This window comes from Chitinophaga sp. H8, from assembly GCF_040567655.1.
Classification (GTDB): Bacteria; Bacteroidota; Bacteroidia; order Chitinophagales; family Chitinophagaceae; genus Chitinophaga; species Chitinophaga defluvii.
This window is the reverse complement of sequence record NZ_JBEXAC010000002.1, coordinates 2,914,932-2,929,080: the sequence shown is the minus strand read 5'-3', so window position 1 is coordinate 2,929,080 and position 14,149 is coordinate 2,914,932. Positions and strand designations below refer to the sequence as shown.

Annotated in this window: 9 protein-coding genes; 3 read left to right on the top strand and 6 right to left on the bottom strand. The window is 45.1% G+C overall.

Features of this window, described 5'->3' with window-relative positions; translation table 11 throughout:
- Positions 1–42: 42 nt before the first annotated feature.
- Positions 43–1,044 (bottom strand): Kelch repeat-containing protein, encoded by a 1,002-nt coding sequence (locus ABR189_RS25690; RefSeq protein ID WP_354663354.1) that lies wholly within the window; start codon positions 1,042–1,044, stop codon positions 43–45.
- Positions 1,045–1,292: 248 nt separating this feature from the next.
- Between ABR189_RS25690 and ABR189_RS25685 the strand changes: the two genes are divergently transcribed.
- Entirely contained in the window at positions 1,293–2,645 is a 1,353-nt protein-coding gene (locus ABR189_RS25685; RefSeq protein WP_354663353.1) for a DUF4270 family protein, read from the top strand.
- 5 nt (positions 2,646–2,650) lie between these two features.
- A complete protein-coding gene (gene bamG, locus ABR189_RS25680) occupies positions 2,651–3,904 on the top strand; it encodes a BamG family beta-barrel-assembly machinery protein (protein ID WP_354663352.1) in 1,254 nt (417 codons plus the stop codon).
- Between the two features lie 109 nt (positions 3,905–4,013).
- On the opposite strand, the gene ABR189_RS25675 is transcribed toward bamG, so the two are convergent.
- The 3 genes from ABR189_RS25675 to ABR189_RS25665 form a co-directional block, all read right to left on the bottom strand.
- A complete protein-coding gene (locus ABR189_RS25675; protein WP_354663351.1) occupies positions 4,014–5,726 on the bottom strand; it encodes a SusD/RagB family nutrient-binding outer membrane lipoprotein in 1,713 nt (570 codons plus the stop codon).
- Positions 5,727–5,772: 46 nt separating this feature from the next.
- Positions 5,773–9,207, bottom strand: coding sequence for a SusC/RagA family TonB-linked outer membrane protein (locus ABR189_RS25670; protein WP_354663350.1), 3,435 nt, complete (start codon positions 9,205–9,207; stop codon positions 5,773–5,775).
- A 327-nt stretch (positions 9,208–9,534) separates the two neighbouring features.
- On the bottom strand, positions 9,535–10,890 hold the full coding sequence (locus ABR189_RS25665) for a GH1 family beta-glucosidase (protein ID WP_354663349.1): 1,356 nt from the start codon (positions 10,888–10,890) through the stop codon (positions 9,535–9,537).
- Positions 10,891–11,049: 159 nt separating this feature from the next.
- Here ABR189_RS25665 and ABR189_RS25660 point away from each other — a divergent pair, with 159 nt between their 5' ends.
- Positions 11,050–12,102 (top strand): formylglycine-generating enzyme family protein, encoded by a 1,053-nt coding sequence (locus tag ABR189_RS25660; protein WP_354663348.1) that lies wholly within the window; start codon positions 11,050–11,052, stop codon positions 12,100–12,102.
- Between the two features lie 27 nt (positions 12,103–12,129).
- Here ABR189_RS25660 and ABR189_RS25655 read toward each other — a convergent pair whose 3' ends face one another.
- Positions 12,130–13,641 (bottom strand): M56 family metallopeptidase, encoded by a 1,512-nt coding sequence (locus tag ABR189_RS25655; RefSeq protein ID WP_354663347.1) that lies wholly within the window; start codon positions 13,639–13,641, stop codon positions 12,130–12,132.
- A 34-nt stretch (positions 13,642–13,675) separates the two neighbouring features.
- Positions 13,676–14,032, bottom strand: coding sequence for a BlaI/MecI/CopY family transcriptional regulator (locus ABR189_RS25650; RefSeq protein ID WP_354663346.1), 357 nt, complete (start codon positions 14,030–14,032; stop codon positions 13,676–13,678).
- Positions 14,033–14,149: the final 117 nt, after the last annotated feature.

Below are 14,149 nucleotides of genomic sequence, written 5' to 3'. Positions count from 1 at the left end.
ACCACCATCAAACACAGCCCCGTTATGATAACCTTATTACGCTTAATCATTTTTATTATAAGTAGCTAAAGGATCAAACTCAAACATGTTGTCAAACGGCAGATTGGAACTACTGCCCAGCATCACATACCCCCGGTTCTTTATACTGAATCCCACCGCATCTGTACGGGCTGCCCCTTCAAAGTCACGGCGTTGTGTCCAGCTATCATTTACCGGATCATATTCCCATACGGCTGTAGACAAGCTGCCACTTCCTTTTAAGCCGGTACAGATGTATCCTTTGTTATTCATCGCAAATGCAGCTGCATTACTTCCTTTGAAGTTGTAATTATCATCATAGGTTTCATCGCTTACATTATCAATTTTGCGCAGCTCTTTCCACTTGGTGGTAACAGGATCAAACTCGTAAAAGTCGGTTACATAACTATTGTTATTGGTGCCCATACATACATAAGCTTTATCGTTGATCACAAAAGCGCTCGCATTGGTTCGTTTGCCGCTGTTAAATGTATTTTCCTCTGTCCACTTGTCCGTATCGGGATCATATTTCCACATATCTATCAGGTAATTACCATCATTACCCGTACCCACATAACCTTTATCCAGCACAGAAAATGCAACAGCCCCTATTCTGGCGCTGCCCCCAAAGGGCGCTCTGGGTGTCCAGGCGTTCGTTGCCGGATCATATTCCAGGAAATCCTTTAATTTTTTAGTCCCATCATAACCTGTCCCTACATATCCTTTCCCTTTTATCGCCATCCCTATCGCATTAGTACGTGCAGCACCTGTAAAGTCGGCTATTTGTTTCCACTGGTTATCTGCCTGGGTATACACAAAGAAGTCCTGTAAACGTTTTTCTCCGTCATAGCCGGTACCTACATAAGCTTTATCATCAATCACAAATGCTACGGCAGCGCTCCGCGCCACACCTCTGAATTCAGCCCTTGACATCCAGTTACCTGCCAGTTCTGTTGTAGTACTTCCTTTTGAACAGGCAGCCATGGAAGCTACCAGTAGTATGCAATAACCCTTTAAATAACGCATTATCAATTCAGTTTTTACTGTGACCAAAATTATCCGTGGAAGCATTCCCACAAACTGGAAATAGATACACCCCCCTTTTTACAGGATAAAGACCTGTTTTTCATCTGCCAGTTCCTTTGTTTGCCCTCCCACCGCCCAAAGCCCCCTCCGGGAGCCATAAAGAGCAGATAAACTGTTTCGTCGATAAAATATTGCCATTGGCATATTAAACCGGCAGAAAGTATCTAACCTGTCTAAAATTGCGCACCATGAACAGTACCATGCACCGATTAATGAATACCATCTATACTCACCGGCGCAGCAGATACCTGCTATACGCCTTGCTGGCCACTACTGCCACTTCCTGCGAAAAAAAGGGCTTTACTTATGATAATATTATAGCAACACCAGACGAAACCAATTATACGATTACGGATACGCTTACCGTAGATATGCGTACCATACAGCTCGACTCAGTGATCACCTCCAACCAGGCCACCCTGCTGATAGGACAAAAGCAGGATCCCTCTTTCGGAAAAATTACTGCCGGTACTTTCTTCCAGCTGAAGCTGCCGGCTAATACCCTGGAAACCAAAGCCCTGTATGATTCCCTGGAACTGTTGATAAAACCTAATGGGTTTGTCTATGGCGACTCTACTACTACCCAGGAGATCCAGGTGTTTCCGGTATTGGAAAAAATACAGCCCAGTACGGATAATTATTATCTCTACAACACCAGCAACTTTGCTACCGGTAGTACCACCTTAGGTACTTTCAATGGCATAATACGCCCTAACGTAGATACGCTGCTGCATATAAAAATGTCTGACGCTAAAGGCGCTGAGATTTTTGACCTGTTTAAAAACAAGGCTGACGAAGTATCCAGCCAGAATAATTTCCAGGAATACCTCCAGGGGCTTGCACTGCAGGCCGGTACCAACAGTACCCTGGTAAATGGATTTCAGGGTAGCGAAAGCACGGTGATCATGCGGCTGCATTATCACCTCGATGGACTGGATGTAGAAAAAAAATACATTGATTTCACCTTGTACAATCCGCAGGTACAATTCAACAGGATACAGGCAGACCGTACCGGTACAGCCTTATCATCCCTTGCTCCCGGCGTGGATGGACTTTTATCCGATGCAACCGGCAACAGCACTTTTATACAAGCCATTACAGGTGTAGTAACACGGATAGACATTCCCTACCTCAAATCATTACCTGCTGTCAGCAAGTATTTTAAGCTGATACAGGCATCGCTGGTAGTGGCACCCATTGCAGGTACCTACAATGATTATCAGCTGCCTTACCGGCTCACCTTATGTGCAGCCAATAATAAAAACATGGTAACGGATACTTTGCCGGACCCTGTGAACGGCTATGCACAATACGGCAACCTGGTGATAGATAATATGCTGCATGAAAAAACAGCCTACACCTACGACATTACACGGTATTGCATCAACGAAATAAACAGTACCAATTATACCACCCGTGGTTTGGTACTGATCCCTTCCGCCTATGATGCCCGTACCCGGCTGGACCGGACCATTATAGGCGACCAGAAGAATAAAACCAACAGGATAAAGATCCAGGTGTATTACCTGTCGTATAAATAATTGTAATGAAGGAATCATTTAACATGCGGATAAAGTTATACACCGGTTTATGCAGCGGTTACCTGCTGCTAATGATAGGGCAAACCGCATATGCACAGCAGGGTATTAATTCCCTATATTCTGCTTATGGCATTGGCGACCTGGAAGAAAGAGATTACGGCCGTAATTTTGGCACCGGTGGCGCCGGTATTGCCCGGAAATCACTTGGCTACCTGAATGAATTAAATCCAGCTTCCTACGCAGCTATACCCAGACAGAACTTTTTACTGGACCTGGCACTGCGCGGACAAACGGTACAATATACCGGCAGTAATATGTCACAACAGGCAGGTGATATCAACTTTAAAAAACTGGCAATCGGGTTCAGGGTTAATAACTGGTGGGGAGCCAGTGCAGGGGTAACACCATTTAGCACGGTAGACTACAAGCTCCTCTCCAACAAATATATTGCAGGTACCCCTACTGCCGTTACAGGTACTACAGAGGGCAATGGTGGCATAAACCGGGCGTTTATTTCCAATGGATTTAAGTTGTCCAAAAACTTTTCCGCCGGTGTTTCTACCGCTTTTTTATTTGGCCCGATCAACAGTACAGAGAACTTTGGATCAGATACATTATTCACCGATTTCAACAAATATACCTTTAACACCAATTTTACAGCTGGGCTGCAATACAGCGGTAAGATAAAAGACTGGCAGTTGGGGTTGGGGCTTACCTACCGTTTCAATACAAACCTGCAGCTGCAGCAAACTATCAATATCCGGAATGATCAGGACATCTCCTCCTACAAGGAAGATCTTCCCAGGGAAAAATTCCAGTTGCCCGCCCAGATAGGATTAGGGCTATCCCTCAACAACGGGCCTATTACCTGGGTAGCAGATTACCGGCGGCAGCAATGGAGCGGACTGAACAACAAAACGTCAGGATATACCGTAACAGATGGGGAACGGTTTTCCGGAGGTGTGGAGTATACTTTTCAACGATATTATTACAACATGCCTATGGATGGCGTATCCTTACAGGCAGGATTCAGTTATAATAAATCTTACCTGGTGATCAAAAACAACCAGATCAAAGATATTTCAGGCACAATAGGAGCATCTGTTCCCAATCGTTCCGGCAGGATCAATTATTATGTTGGGCTGGAAGTGGGCCAACGGGGTACCAACGCTGCCGGGCTGGTCAAAGAAAATTATGTAAATGCAATTTTCCATTTCACCCTGCGTGATATCTGGTTTATTAAAAAACAATATGACTAATGGTTACCGGGAAAAGTTATTGATTGTACCACCATCCAAAAAGAAAAGCGGCTGTCATCCCTGGCAGCCGCTTTTATATTATTTACCCATCTCAATTTTCGTCCGGGTATTAATTACCTTTTCCGAAATCCGGTGCGGTTTTATCATACCAGATCCGTTCCTTACTCAGGGTAGGCACATCCTGTGCGTTAGGTGTAAATCCTTGGTCTTGTAAGGCTTTGGCCCAGTTGGCACGATTTACTTCTCCGGGATCATCCAGCCAGAAACGCCTAGGGATGACTTCATTAAACACTTCCCGTGCATAATAAGCAGAGCCCAGTTTAGGATAGCCTGTACGGCGGCAAAATACGAAGGCTTCATTACCCAGCCTGTAAAAGTTCAGGTATTGCTGGATATAGATACGCTCCAGGTCATTGGTACCGTTCAGCGCCACAGCCGGATTAGTCAGGTAAGCATTAATCTCGGTACTGCCATCTGTAGCAAAACCTGCTGTTGTGGATTTGGCAGCAATTGCTATTTCATTCATGGTTAAAATAGAAGAGGTAATCCCTTTCTTATACCAGTCGGCTGCAGAGCCCTTGGTATCCACGCCTCCCGCATATCCTTTCTGAATAAACTCTGCTATATAAAAGCAGGTTTCAGCGTAGGTTACTTCTACCGCCAGGAAATTATCCGTAGCACCATTTAGTTTAGGTGAAAAGAACTTTCTGTTGATAGGCGACATCAGGAAATAGTTCGTCACTTTATTACCAGCATTGGTATTTCCCACCTGGAACGCATTACTGAAATAAGCTGCTACGGTAGGATTGGTGGTCCAGTCGGCCGGACCTCCCTGGTACATGATCAGCGGATCAGCCGGGTTAATAAATGCCGGCAGTGTAGCTCCATATTTAGTCAGAGTATCTTTATAGGTACCTATCAGATCGTTCTTATCAAAATAGATGGGTAACCTGGGGTCCTTTACGGACTTGAGGAATTTCATGATAGAAGCGGTAGCAAACCTGCGGCTGCGATAGTCGATGTCTCCACCACCACCAAAGGCAGAATAAGTGGGGTTCATGAACTTTACCTGTCCGTTATCGCTGCTGATAGCCCCGGTAGGATTTTGCATCACCTGCTGGAAGATCTGCTTACATTTTGCATTATCCACAATTTCCAGCCGGGCAGCGATACGCAGTTTCAGCGTATTGGCCAGGCCTATCCATTTGGCCCAGTTGCTGCTGTAAAATATATCTGCGTCCCCATAGGTTTGTTCCAAAGGCACATCTGCAGCAGATAACATATTAATAGCGAGGTCCAGTTGTGCCAGACAGGTATCCAGCAGGGCCTGTTGCGGATCATATACCGGGCTGTAATTTTTCTCATAACGTCCCTGATCAGCTTCTGTATAAGGTATTGACCCATTCATATCTGTTACCTTGATCCCATTCATCACCTGCAATACATAAGTCACCGCTTTCATTTTCTGGTATTTGTCCTTATCCGTTCTGGCATCTATCTGTCTTCTTATCTCCAACAGATTGGGCAATACATTCATATAAAAGTTACGGTACCGGGCATTTACGTTACTTGTGATTTCGTAAGGGCTGGAGGTAACATGCTGGGTAAAACGAAATAGTTGTTCCATGGATTCATACACCCACTCTCCTCCCTGATAGGTGACCATTTTATCCTCTGAATAACTCAGGAGGAATTTAATATCCGGCGTTACTACCACGCTGGGGCTGGTATTGATATCCCCAAAGTTTTTGGTACAGGAGGCAGTACCCAGTAACAGGATCACCGGCAGGATGCGTATATATTGATGCAGTAGTTTTTTCATGATGCTTCTTTTTTATTTACACTAAAAATTCCGTTCAGGTGCTTGTTTAGAATGCAACGCGGATAGTACCCGCAATGGAGCGTGTCATAGGCAGGAAACCTTCCTCCCCTGAGTAAGCCGTGTTATTGGAATTATTAGATGCAGGATTGTAATTATATGGCAGGGTGTTGTACAAATAAAGTAAGTCGCGTCCTACTACCCCAATACTGAGTGCATTCAGTTTTAGTTTATTGCAGATAGCTGCAGGGAAACGATAACTCAGCGATACCTGTCTTAAAGATATCCAGGAATTTTCCTTGATCCAGAAATCAGCTACGCCGGTAGAAGAAGAGCCATAGCGGTAGTAATATTGCGGTGCATGTGAAGGCTCTACATAACCTGCTTTATAAGCATCCGCATAACTCATTCCCCCTACATCTACCTGTGTATTGTCTGGTTGTGTGATTTTGGTGCCGGGTGCAAATACACCATCCGGGATCACCCCATCATCATAAGTGCCGCCATCATTCGGATACTTGCTGGTCCAGGTAATACCGCCATGGTCAGCATCCCTGCCTGCCAGCGTGTTAGGAAATACCCCGGTGTGGGTACCGTAACGATAAGTGAGCAATACGAAGTCGCCACCTATTTTTGCATCCAGCAAGACATTTAGTGAAAATCCTTTATAGGTAAAAGTATTACCCCATCCACCACGGAACCTGGCATTGATATCCCCTACATCCTGGAGCACATTACTACGGGCCGGGAATCCTGTTCTGCCATCATCCCGCCATGCCAACAATGGTTTTCCGTTATTGGGATCTGCTATGGGTTTTCCGTTGGCATCCACCGCCTGGTAAGGGCTGGAATGAATACGCGTACGTAAGGTACCGTATGATTTACCCACGATAGCCCAGGTGCTGATCTCACCGATGTTGGCTCCCAGATCAAATTCTGTTCTGCCCGGATAGAGATCTACAATCAGGTTACGGTTGCGGGAATAATTAAGGTTGGTGCTCCATTCAAAGTTTTTGGTTTTTACCGGAGTAGCATCCACCATGATCTCAATACCCTTGTTCTGTATATTACCTGCGTTGATCAGGATACCATCCAGTCCGGATTCCTGAGGAGTGGTAATATCCAGGATCTGGTTACGGGTATTATCCTGGTACACGGATACATCAAGACCCAAACGGCTCTTCAGGAAGCGCATTTCCAATCCTACTTCCTTGGCTATTTTCCTTTCCGGTTTGAGATTGGCATTCAGCCCGATGAACTTTCCATTGATAGGATCCAGGTACCGGCTATAAGTGGAATAAGGCAGGTCACGGCCATTACCATATGTATACCCGCTGAATTGAAATCCGGGATTAATACTGAATGGATCTGTATCCTTACCCAATGCAGCGATGTTTCCTCTCAATTTACCATAAGAGATCCATTCCGGCATTTTAAAGGTTTCAGAGAACAACCAGGATAAGCTGACTGCCGGATAGTTATAAAAATTATTACCGCTACCATCAGAATAAGTAAGTGCAGAAGACCAGTCGCCACGGAAAGTAGCCTGCAGGAAGAGCTGGCCTTTATAAGCCAGGTCTGCACTTGCATAGAGGGAATTAAATACCTTTCTGTATTTAAGTCCGCCTTCTGTAAACGGCTTATCAATAGAGTTCGCGATGAAATAGTTGCCCGGATAACTTAGCCCTCCCCTGGTTTCACTATAGTTATAGGTAGTCCGGTAGTTTTGTGTTTCACCACCTATATACCCATTGAGTTCCAGATCACGGTTGATCGTTTTATTCATCATGAGCATCCATTTCATGAAATAACTTTCCTTACTGGTATGCCCCAGACCATACAACCCACCTTTGAAATCGGCCAGTTGTCCCAGTTCTTTATTTTCATTCTTGGTATATACATTATTAATGTTTCCTTCCAGCTGCAATTTGGCCCAGCTGGTAAGAGTAGCTGTTAATGCAATACGGCCACGCACCATTTGTTCGCGCTGGATGTAATTGTTTTCAAACAGATTAAACCAGAAACGGGACTCCGGAACCAGGTTTGTTTCATTGGGATTGTTTACATCAGGTACACCACCAAACTGACTGGTGTATTTATCTTTTTGCATCCAGTATTTAGTATCATAGTTACGTGGTAACAGCCAGGTAAAGAGCTTACCAAAATTATAGGAAGCAAAAGCATCCAGTCCGCCCAGTCTTGGCGGATTCTTTCCTTCAAAAGAAGTATAGTCTGCACTTACATCCGCACTTAAAAAGCTGTTCAGCGTATGTGTAACCCGCAGGCTAAACCCATTTTTCAGCAGGTTGTTGTTGTATACCACCCCTGTACTCTGATCGCGGGTATAAGACAACCGGAAGGTAGAGCGGTCGTTGCCACCATCCATAGATACGTTGGTAATAGTAGCATGTCCGTTTCTGAAAGCATCCAGGAAGTTATTGGGTTGTGCTACGTACCTGGTCGGGGTACCATCATAGTTGATCACTTCCTGTCCTGCAAAGCGGGGCCCCCAGTTTTCCAGTTCCCTTCCCTTTTGCCGGTCTATATAGGGCTTTCCGGTAGCAGGGTCTGTTGGAAATACTTTGGTCCTCCAGCGCTCGTTGGACTTATAGTTAGGATCACGAAAATCGGTATAGAAATCGCCTACGGTTCCACCGCCATATTCGTTTTGAAAGTCTGGACCGGAATAAGGCTGGAATACGCTGAAGGTTTGATTAACGTTTACGCCTATTCCTTTTTGTGCACGTCCTTTTTTGGTGGTGATCAGTATTACCCCGTTGATAGCCCTCGAACCATATAAGGCCGCAGCAGCAGATCCTTTCAGCACGGATACACTTTCAAAGTCTTCCATGTTGAGGTTTTTCAGGTCATTACCAAAATCGCGTCCGGTACCGTTGAAGGTATTGTTGTCCATGATCACTCCGTCAATTACAAAAATGGGCTGGTTGTTGTTGCCCAGGGTAGAGTTACCACGGATCAATATCTTGCTGCTACCAAACAAACCGCCGGCGCCCTGGTCAATTTGCACGCCAGCCACCTTGCCCTGTAAGGCATTGATGGGGTTTACTTCATTGGTGACTGCCAGGTCGGAGCCTTTTAAATCAGTGATGGAATACCCCAGTTGTTTCTTTTCTTTTTTGACTCCCAGTGCCGTTACTACTACTTCGCCCAATTGTTTGTTGTCTTCTTCTAATACGGCATTAATGGTGGTTTGGTTGTTTACGGCTATTTCTTTTTTCAGGTACCCGATGAAAGTGAAAACCAGGGTACCATTGCCGGGTACATTAATGGAATAATTACCCAGCTGGTCTGAGGCTGTCCCCGTAGTGGTGCCCTTTACCAATACAGATACGCCTGGTAAAGGAGCGCCTCCGGCTGTTACACGGCCGGTAACCTTTACGTTTTGTGCTAATGCTGTGCCACAGCAACACATTAGCAGGAACAGGGATAATGTCCTCCTGAAGGATGGATTTTTTGACCACATACATCTTAAGTTTTACTTTAGAATAACAATAAATAATTGGTTGATGTTAATTGGTTGCTCAAGCTCAAATGCCGGCTAATAAAATGATAGCGTCTTGAAAAAATGATCTGCTCTTCTCATTTGCTCTAAACGATTTAGCAATAGCCTTTCCTAAAGTTAACAACATATTAACACAAATGTTCATAGCCGTTTCACTATCACTGATGTTTTTTTACCTAAGTGCGTTTACAATTCGTTTACAACAATCGATTGTGTTTGTTGGGGAGAAGTGGGGGTTGGTTAACGGTTACCTTCACACGAAAAGTTGGCGAAGACTAAGGGAGTATTTTAAATACCATTTAACAGCTTCCGGAACCAATAGCCGGAGGCTTTAATAATCCTTTGCTGAGTTTCAAAATTCACATGTACCAGGCCAAAGCGGGCGCGATATCCCTCGGCCCATTCAAAATTATCCGTTAGTGTCCAGGCAAAATAACCATCTACGGGCACTCCTTCCTTTTTGGCTTTTAAAACCGCCCCTATGTATTCCTGGAAATAGCTGATCCGGTCGGTATCATTTATTTGCCCGTTTTCCAGCATATCATTAAAGGCTGCTCCACTTTCGGTAACAATCAGCTTTTTCACACCCGGATACGCTGCAAACTGCCTGATGATATGATACATCCCCTCTCCGCTTATTTCCCATCCCAGGCTGGTCATGGGTACATTCCGGTATTTTGCTTTTACTTCTGTTACCTTTAAAACAGGCATAAAAGCATTGTGGCGTACTACTAAGGGGAAATAATTCTGTACGCCAATAAAGTCAAAATTAAAAGGCAGCTTATCCCAGTCGCGCCACAGTGCATAACGGCGTTCAATTCTTTTTAGCAGGGGAAAGTCATCTACCGGATATCCCATCCCCAGGGATGGCTCAATAAACATACGGTTAAACAGAGCATCTGCCCGGCGGGCTGCCCGCATATCCTGTTCATTGCGGGTATAGGGGATGATTTGTGAGCAGGAAAAAGTAGTCCCTACATTCGCACCACTCACCTCCTCCCGTATTACCCGGCCGCCTTCCGCCTGTGCCAGCACTACATGATGTACCGCGGGTAAGAAATAGGAAAGGCCAAATTTCCCCGGTGCATGTACTCCCAGCATATAGCCCAATGCCGTGAAGCCAAAAGGCTCATTTAATACTATCCAGTTCTTTACTTTATTCCCATATTCCCGGGCACAGACACTTACATATTCAGCAAAAGCAAAGACGGTTCCCCGGTGACACCATCCGCCTTTTGCCTCCAGCGATTGTGGCAGATCCCAATGATATAGGGTGATAAAGGGTTCAAGCCCCAGTTCAAGACAGGCGTCAATGATCCGGTGGTAATAGGCCAGGCCGGCAGGATTAACCGCTCCTGTACCTGTGGGCATAATCCTCGCCCATGAAATAGAAAAGCGAAATACGGTAAAGCCCATTAGCTTCGCCAGCAGGATATCCTGTGTATAGCGGTTGTAAAAGTCGCAGGCCACCCGGGCATGACTTTTATCTTTTATTTTTCCTTTACGGCTGGTAAAAACATCCCAGATAGAGGCGCCTTTGCCATCGTGCTCAGCAGCCCCTTCATTCTGAAAGGCAGAGATAGTGATCCCCCATAAAAAATCGTCCCCGAAATCCTCCCGGGTAAAGGGTGGTGTATATGCCATGCCCTGCAGTTTACAATACTTTGATTGAACTATCTATTATGAAATTGTTAAGATGCAGGACCAGTACCTGTATATTTCCTGTTGCGCCCAAAGAAGCATTATAAAACGCCTTATTTTATTGTTATTTTTGGTACTGCTATTAAACCGAGGGTAAAGATAATGATAGGATTTAAACAAATTATTAATATATGTGTATGGAGCAGTTTTGCTGCTTTATATGCCTGCCAGGGTACCGGCACCAAGAGCCAGCCACCTGCCACCGACAGTATTCCGGCAGACACCGGTAATAAGATGGTACTCATTCCCGGAGGAAGTTTTCAGATGGGCGGAGATGATAGTACCGGACAGCCAGATGAGTACCCTAAACACCTGGTACAGGTGGATACCTTCTGGATGGATGAACATGAAGTTACCAATGCTGAATTTGCAGCTTTCGTGGCAGCTACAAAATATATTACTACTGCCGAAAGACCCATTTCCAAAGAGGAGCTGATGCAACAATTGCCTGCCGGCTCACCGGAGCCAGACAGCAGTATGCTCCAGCCCGGTTCCCTGGTATTCACACCTCCCGATCATGCGGTAGATTTACAGGATGTATCCCAGTGGTGGGCTTTTGTACCCGGCGCCAGCTGGCAGCATCCGGAAGGACCGGGTAGTAATATCACTGGTAGGGAGCAATACCCGGTTATTCACATTTCCTGGCATGATGCACAGGCTTATGCCAGTTGGGCGGGCAAACGGCTGCCTACCGAAGCAGAATGGGAATATGCTGCACGTGGAGGCCTTTCCAACCAGCTGTATCCCTGGGGTGATGAACCATTAACCACCGGTAAAGCAAAAGCCAATACCTGGAATGGTAATTTTCCCTGGCGTAATACTAAAACAGATGGCTTTTATGATACGGCTCCTGTAAAATCCTATGCACCCAATGGCTATCAGCTCTATGATATGTCGGGTAATGTATGGGAATGGTGTGCCGACTGGTACGATGCCAATTATTACCAGGAAGGCAATAAACAAACTAAAAACCCTGCAGGACCTGCCCATGGCTTTGACCCCGCTGATCCGGGCACGCCCAAACATGTTATCCGGGGAGGTTCTTTTATGTGCAGTGATGAATATTGCCGGGGATATAGGGTATCTGCCCGTATGAAAACAACACCGGAATCAGGTTTGTCTAACCTGGGATTCCGGTGCGTAAAAGATAAATAGTACCGTATTATTTCCAGCAAGTGTTTTTTAGGGCACTACATCTACCGGCGTCATGGTATGTGTAGTGTCTTTGTTTTTATTGACTTTGGTAGTGACCAGGATGACCCCGTGTTTCCCTCCTGAGCCATATAGGGAAGTAGCACTTTCTCCTTTCAATACATTCATTGACTCAATTGTTGAATGGTCCATTCTGTCTATCTCAGTTTTACTGGCTTTAACGCCATCGATAATGAATAAGACACTGTCCAGGGAATTATCCTGCCCCAGGACATTATTCCTGCGAAGTGTGATGGTGGGTTTAGTTTTTTGTGCTTCAATTTGTGCAGCGGCTTTTTTTGTAACAATTATCACCACACCATTTTTAGCATCCTTATACTGTTTCCTCATTTCATCGGTATCCTTGAATACAGACACACTTTGAATTTCATCCGGATTCATCTTTTCCATCATCTCATAAGGCTGCTCTTTGCCATCGATGATAATCATCGGGCGCGGTGTTCCTTTTTTTAACTTCATACCAATACCCATTGCAGATGGCGCCTTCGGTGCTGGTGGAGCTGGTGGTGGTGGAGCTGGAGCCGGAGCAGGTGGTGGAGGTGGAGGTGGGGACGGCGGCATGATCACACCCGGAATGGTATCCGCGCCTACTGCCGGGATATTCCCGAAGGCCACACCAGCCTTGCTGTAATTGAGTGATAACACAATTCCTCCCACTATCATCCCCGATACTACATAGCGCAGCAGGTGATATCTGGAAGAGTGTTTTTTGTTCATCATCATGATCCTGTTTTTTAAGTGAGAGAAATTGAAGTTGTTTGCGATGGCCGTCGCATATGGGATCCCACTTACTTTTATTAAACTGTACTGATACATTTTTTTGTCTACGCCCTGTTGCAGCATGTAGCGGTCTGTGATAAACTCCAGGTTTTCGCGGATAGCCAGCTTCATCAGCCATGCTCCGGGATTAAACCAATAGAAAATATTGTTCAGCTCCGCCAGCAATACATCCGCGGTATGCCACTGCCTGACATGCACCTGCTCATGACGCAGAATTGCCCGTAAGTCTTCCGGACTATGCAGAGAGGGGTTAATATAGATGAATCTGAAAAAGGAAAAAGGGTTTACCGGCTTACTCATCACCTTTACCGTTTGATCAGCAATCACACGGGTTTCTGTTTTGCGGTGTATCTTCAGCAATGATAGCAACTGCATCCCCAACCGGAAAGCCATCATCAATACTCCTGTCCAGAAAATGTAGATGAGCAGATGCCATATGGTAAAAGTGGTGCCTACCTGCGCTTTCAAGGCTTCAAAGTCGGGCACATAAGTCTCCACCGTACCTGAAAGCTGTTCATGTTTTTCCACAAATGTGGTGATATCTATTAAGGGGAACAGGGAAGAAAATATAATCCCTCCCAGTAAGAAGAACCTGTTTAAGGTATAAAAGGTAAGCCGACGCAATACCAGGCGATAAGCGATATAGAACAATGCAAGTGCTATATTCGCCTTTAGCAGATATATGAGAATAGCAGGAACCATGGCTATAACAGATTATAAAACACGTAATAAAAACCTATCCCTTTTCGATCATGCGGATGATTTCCTTTAGCTCTTCCGGGCTGATATTTTTCTCTTTAGCAAAAAAAGTAACCAGCTCTTTATAAGAGTTTTCGAAATAATCTTTTACGAATCCATGCATAAACCGCTTTTTATACTCTTCTTCCACAATGACCGGTGTATACTCATAAACATTACCAATTTTCCGGCTTTCTACGTATCCCTTTTTCTCCAGGTTCTTAATAGTAGAGGCAAGGGTGGTATAAGGCGGTACCGGAGCAGCATGTGCTTCCAGGAAATCTTTTACCAGCCCTTTTCCTGCTTTCCAGATGGCCAGCATTGCCGCTTCTTCCTGTTGCGTTAACTTTTCCATGATCAATACAGTTTAGCATTACGATTGTTTCATAAATCTACGAACATTTCGTAACAATGCAAATTTATTTTTAAAACACAAAAAAAAGCCGCTCCGGTTTTATCCGGAACGGCATTT